The organism is Mesorhizobium sp. M7A.F.Ca.CA.002.05.1.1 (genome assembly GCF_003998335.1).
In the GTDB taxonomy this organism is placed as follows: Bacteria; Pseudomonadota; Alphaproteobacteria; order Rhizobiales; family Rhizobiaceae; genus Mesorhizobium.
Genome location: NZ_RZQI01000413.1, coordinates 1 through 5,124 on the forward strand (window position 1 = coordinate 1; position 5,124 = coordinate 5,124).

Here is a 5,124-nt window from a genome sequence, read left to right on the forward strand (position 1 = left end):
GCTCTATGCCGATCTCGGCCATTTCGGCCGCAAGCCGATCGTGCTGGCCTGGCTGGCGATCGTGTTTCCCTGCCTGCTGCTCAATTATGCCGGGCAGGGTGCCTTCGTGCTGGCCAAGAATGGCGTCGTCGGCCATCCGTTCTTCGAGATGAACGAAGGCTGGACGCTGATCCCGATGGTCGTGCTGGCGACCGCCGCCACGGTCATCGCCAGCCAGGCGGTGATATCAGGCGCGTTCTCGCTGACCAGGCAGGCGGTGCAGCTCAACATGCTGCCGCGGCTCGAAATCCTGCACACGTCGGAGAAACAGTCCGGCCAGATCTACATGCCGCGCGTCAATCTTCTGCTGGCGCTGGTGGTGATGATGCTGGTGGTCGGCTTCGGCGAGTCCAGCAGGCTGGCGTCGGCCTACGGTATTTCGGTGACCGGCAACATGCTGGTGACGACGGTGCTGCTCTATGTCGTCATGACGCGCATCTGGAAATGGCGGCTGTGGGTGGCAATCTCGCTTACGGCGCTGTTCGGCTTCATCGATGTCGGCTTCTTTGCCTCCAACATCGTCAAGGTGTTCGAGGGCGGCTGGGCCTCGCTGGCCGTGGCCTTCACCGTCGTGCTGGCCATGTGGACCTGGGTGCGCGGCAGCCGCTATCTGTTCGACAAGACCCGCCGCAACGAGATCCCGCTCGATTTCCTTGCCGGCAATTTGTTGAAGAAGAAGCCGCAGCTGGTCTCCGGCACCGCCGTCTTCCTCACCAGCGATCCGCTAAGCGCGCCAACCGCGCTGATGCACAGCCTGAAGCACTACAAGGTGCTGCATGAGCAGAACGTCATCCTTTCGGTGGTGACCGCGCCGCAGCCGGTGGTGCCCGACAGCGACCGGGTCAAGATGGAGACGGTCAACGAGCTGTTCATGCGGGTGACGCTGACCTTCGGCTACATGGAGCAGCCCAACATCCCGCGCGCACTGGCGATCTGCCGCAAGCAGGGCTGGAAGTTCGACATCATGACGACCTCGTTCTTCCTGTCGCGGCGTTCGCTCAAGGCCTCGCCCAATTCCGGCATGCCGGTGTGGCAGGACCGGCTGTTCATCGGCCTGGCCCGCACTGCGGCCGACGCGACGGAGTACTTTCAGATCCCGACCGGGCGCGTGGTGGAGATCGGCACGCAGGTGGCGATCTAGGGGCATGCCGGATCGGCGAATGGACTGTGCCTCACGGCACAGTCCATGTCACTCCGCTTCAACCGGCCAGGGCGACCTTGTTCGCCTCGAGGAATTGCTTCAACGTCTTTGGCGTCCTGCCCGAAAGCGACTCGATTGCGTCGGTCACCATGGCGATACGGCCGGCGCGCGTGTTGGCGTCGAAGGACACGATGACCTCAGCGAAATCCTCGGGAACGCCTGATGCCTTCACGCCTTCGGTCAAGGCTTCATCCGAAACCTGGACGACATCGAGCGGCTTGCCGGTGACCTCGCTTACCAGGGCGGCAATCTCAGCCGTGGTGTAGGCCTGCGGGCCGGTCAAGGTGTAGGTCTTGCTTTCGTTCGAAACGGCAGCGAGACCGGCGGCGATCGCTGCTGCCATGTCGTCGCGCGCACCAGGCGCAACGCGGCCCTCGCCGGCGGACGTGTACCATTTTCCCGAAGCGATCGCGTGCGGCAGGGCCATGAACAGGTTCTCCTGGTACCAGCCGTTGCGGAAGATCGTGTAGGGGATGCCGCTCGCTTTGATCGCCTGCTCGGTGCCGTAGTGATCATTGGCAAACAGCACCGGCGAAACCGGTTCCGGGTTGGGCATCGAGGTGTAGAGAAGGTGGGAAACACCGGCCTTTTTAGCGGCGGCAACCGCGTTCTGGTGCTGCCTCAGGCGCTTGCCGTGTAGCAGGTCGATCTCGCCGGTCGAGATGATCAGCACCCTGTCGGCGCCCTTGAAAGCAGCCTCCAACGATAGTGTGTCGTCGAAGTCAGCCGCCCTTGTGATGACGCCTCGCGCCGCCAACTCGGCAAGGTTTTCCGGATTGCGGGTGGTGGCGATGATCCGGCCCGCGGGGACCTTGAACGTGTCCAGCAGGTGGTTGATGACGCTGCGGCCGAGCTGGCCGGAAGCGCCGGTGACGAGAAGGGTTTGGGTCATGGAAGATCCTGACATTGCGCCGCTAAGGCGGTTCGAGGGGCAGTCTCAAAAAGAGACCAGCACTAAAATAGGAATTGACCCAGAGCCGTAAAGAAGGCAGTTTTTCGGGAGGTAGGCACGCGCAGGGAACCAGCGGTGGACAGCAAGATCGTCAATCTGAGATCGAAGTTGGAGGTCTACAAGGCGGTCTCCGGCGGCGGCAACTTCGCCAATTGTCCGGTCCGCGAGGTCATCCAGGGCGTGAGCGGCAAATGGAGCTCGCTGCTGATGATGGCTTTGGCCGAGCAGCCCTATCGCTTCGGCGAGTTGCGGCGGCTGGTGCCGGACATTTCACAGCGCATGCTGACGCAGACGCTCTACGATTTGCAGCGCGACGGCTATGTGCATCGCGAGGTGTTCCCGACCAAGCCGCCGAGCGTCGAGTACAGCCTGACCGATCTCGGGCATTCGATGTTCGGCGCCTTGCATCAGCTGATCCTGTGGGCCGAGCTCAATCATGATGCGGTGCGCGGCGCACGCGCCGATTTTGACGCCGCCCAAGGCTGACCAGCGGCGCAAAGCCGTTGGTGACGGCTTGATTTCGTCCCGCCGCTGAAGGATTGTCCCGGCCAATCCGGCTTTGGGGGCACTGGCATTTCCTATGATATCGCAATTGCAGGCGCCGGGCCGGCGGGACTGGCCGTGGCGCTCTATCTCAGGCGTGCCGGGCATCGGGTCACCGTGTTCGAGCGCTTCGATGAGCCGAAGCCGGTCGGCTCCGGGCTGATTCTTCAGCCGACAGGGCTGACGGTACTGGCCGGTCTTGGCCTGCTCGACGACATACTGGCGCTGGGCAGCCGCATAGACCGCCTGCATGGCGCCGATGCTTCCACTGGCCGCACGGTGCTCGATGTCCGCTACGATGCGCAACGCGGTGGCCGCTTCGGGCTGGCGGTGCACCGGGCGGCTTTGTTCGGTGTGCTTTTCCGCGCCGCGCAGAGCGAGGCGATCGCCATCGAGACCGGCGTCGAGATCGAGGCCCTGGAGACCGGCGAACGGGCGACGCTGATCTGTGGCAACGGGCGGAGGGCAGGGCCATTCGATCTGGTCGTCGACGCCAGCGGTTCGCGCTCGAAACTGCGCCGCGAAAGCGCTCCAGGCGAGCCGCGGCCACTCACCTATGGTGCGTTCTGGGCCTCGCTCGGCTGGCGTGGCGATGGTTTCGACGAGCACGCGCTGCTGCAACGCTACGACAAAGCGAGCGTGATGATCGGCGTGCTGCCGATCGGCCGACCGGAGCCGGGCGCTGAAAAGATGGCGGCCTTCTTCTGGAGCCTGAAGCCGTCGGATGCCGATGAGGTGCGCGTTCGCGGCCTGAACGCCTGGAAGGAAAGGGTGGTCCGGCTGTGGCCGCAGAGCGAGGCGTTCACCAGCCAGATCGACAGTTTCGACCAGCTCTCGCTGGCCCGCTACGGCCACCACACGATGAAGCTTCCGGCCGGTAGGCGATTGGCCGTCATCGGCGATGCGGCGCATTCCACCAGTCCGCAACTCGGGCAAGGGGCGAACATGGCGCTGCTCGATGCCGCGGCGCTCAGCAATGCGCTGGCGCGGGCGTCAAACGTCGAGGCAGCGCTGGAGGCCTATGCGAGGGCGCGGCGCTGGCATGTCCGCGTCTTCCAGGCGCTGTCGCTGGCATTCACGCCGTTCTACCAGTCGGATTCGGTGGCGCTGCCCTTCCTCCGCGACAGGCTGGTGGCGACGGTGGCAAAAATCCCGCCGGCGCCGCAATTCCTCGCCTCGATGGTGGCGGGAACCGTGATCGATCCGTTCAGGCGGATTGGACTTGAGGAAACGCGGTGGGATTTCGGACAAAATCCGGATCATGATACGACCGCATCCTAGAGTTTTTCGCATCAGACCGATCCGCATGAACGCTGTCATGTCCATAGTCCGAAAATCGCTAGGCCTGATGCAGGTCGTTGCATCTGTCCTGGCCACGTCGGTCGTGGCGCCGCCCTTGCCGACGGCGCAAGCTCAGACGCCGGGCCAAGCCGGTCAGCAGACTCCAGCAGGCAGTGAAGAGGCGCTGAAAGTTCGGATCGATGCGGCCTACAAGCTGATGATGGAGGTCGGGCGCTTCGACGATGGTTATGCGCAGTTGCGGGCAGCGCTGCTCGATGCGGCCAGGAGCGACCTCTACGAGTTCACCGTGGAGAGCTACTCGAACGCCGGCGCGACGTTCCTCAACAACCAGATCCTCGACAACGCCGAGGAGATTTTCGCCGAAGGCCTGAAAACCAGGGCGATGCAGCAGGATGTCGCGAAGCGTGCCGATTTCTATCTCAATTACGCAATGCTGAAACAGGCCGAGAAAGACTATCAGGGCTTCGTTTCCATGTGCGCTACGGCAACCAATCTCTACGCCCACTACCAAGGCACGGAATCCCTGGAACTCATGTATGCCAACGATGTGCTGGCGACAGGGATCGCTGCATTCGGTCAAATCGCTGCGGCGATCAACGTTGACCAGCGCAATCTGGAGATTGCGGAGCGGGTGCTTGGCCAGGACGATCGCTTCACCTGGAAGCTGCAGAACAATCTGGCCGACATGCTGCGTCAGATCGGGGCACCGACACGCGCCTTACAGTACGACCTGAATGTGCTCGAGAAACGTATCGGCTACTACGGGCCAAATCACTTCAACGTTCTGGTTAGCGCCAACAACACGGCTCAGGACTATCTCGACCTCGCCAAGTACGACGAGGCCTTGCGCTATTTCCAGCAGGACCGGGATATCGCTGTCCTCCTCAAGCAGGAAGGCAATCTGATTGAGCAGGCCGATGCCTGGCTGCTTTACACCAGGGCTCTTTCCGGTGCACAGCCGCTCGACGCGCCGACGCTCGCACGCTTGCTGCCGCTGACCAACGACGCGAGTTATCCCGAGATATTGGCAATCAAGATCGCCAACCTGCTCGCCGCGCATTTCGCCGCGATGGGCGATACCGAAAAC

At 62.9% G+C, this 5,124-nt stretch carries 5 protein-coding genes; 4 read left to right on the top strand and 1 reads right to left on the bottom strand.

What is annotated here, in order from left to right:
* Positions 1 to 1,180: KUP/HAK/KT family potassium transporter (locus EN939_RS20195; protein WP_206528312.1), on the top strand; the 1,180-nt coding region annotated here is incomplete at its 5' end.
* A 58-nt stretch (positions 1,181 to 1,238) separates the two neighbouring features.
* Here the strand turns inward: EN939_RS20195 and EN939_RS20200 are convergent.
* A complete protein-coding gene (locus EN939_RS20200; protein WP_127269396.1) occupies positions 1,239 to 2,132 on the bottom strand; it encodes an SDR family oxidoreductase in 894 nt (297 codons plus the stop codon).
* Positions 2,133 to 2,267: 135 nt separating this feature from the next.
* Between EN939_RS20200 and EN939_RS20205 the strand changes: the two genes are divergently transcribed.
* The 3 genes from EN939_RS20205 to EN939_RS20215 form a co-directional block, all read left to right on the top strand.
* A complete protein-coding gene (locus tag EN939_RS20205; RefSeq protein WP_127269397.1) occupies positions 2,268 to 2,678 on the top strand; it encodes a winged helix-turn-helix transcriptional regulator in 411 nt (136 codons plus the stop codon).
* Positions 2,679 to 2,813: 135 nt separating this feature from the next.
* A complete protein-coding gene (locus tag EN939_RS20210) occupies positions 2,814 to 4,016 on the top strand; it encodes an FAD-dependent oxidoreductase (RefSeq protein ID WP_236382982.1) in 1,203 nt (400 codons plus the stop codon).
* Positions 4,017 to 4,053: 37 nt separating this feature from the next.
* Positions 4,054 to 5,124 (top strand): tetratricopeptide repeat protein (locus tag EN939_RS20215; RefSeq protein WP_164751100.1); only part of this gene is annotated, 1,071 nt, incomplete at its 3' end.

Excerpts from the sequence above, each read along its gene's own strand:
- EN939_RS20200 (WP_127269396.1), bottom strand. The coding sequence starts at position 2,132 with ATGACCCAAACCCTTCTCGTCACCGGCGCTTCCGGCCAGCTCGGCCGC.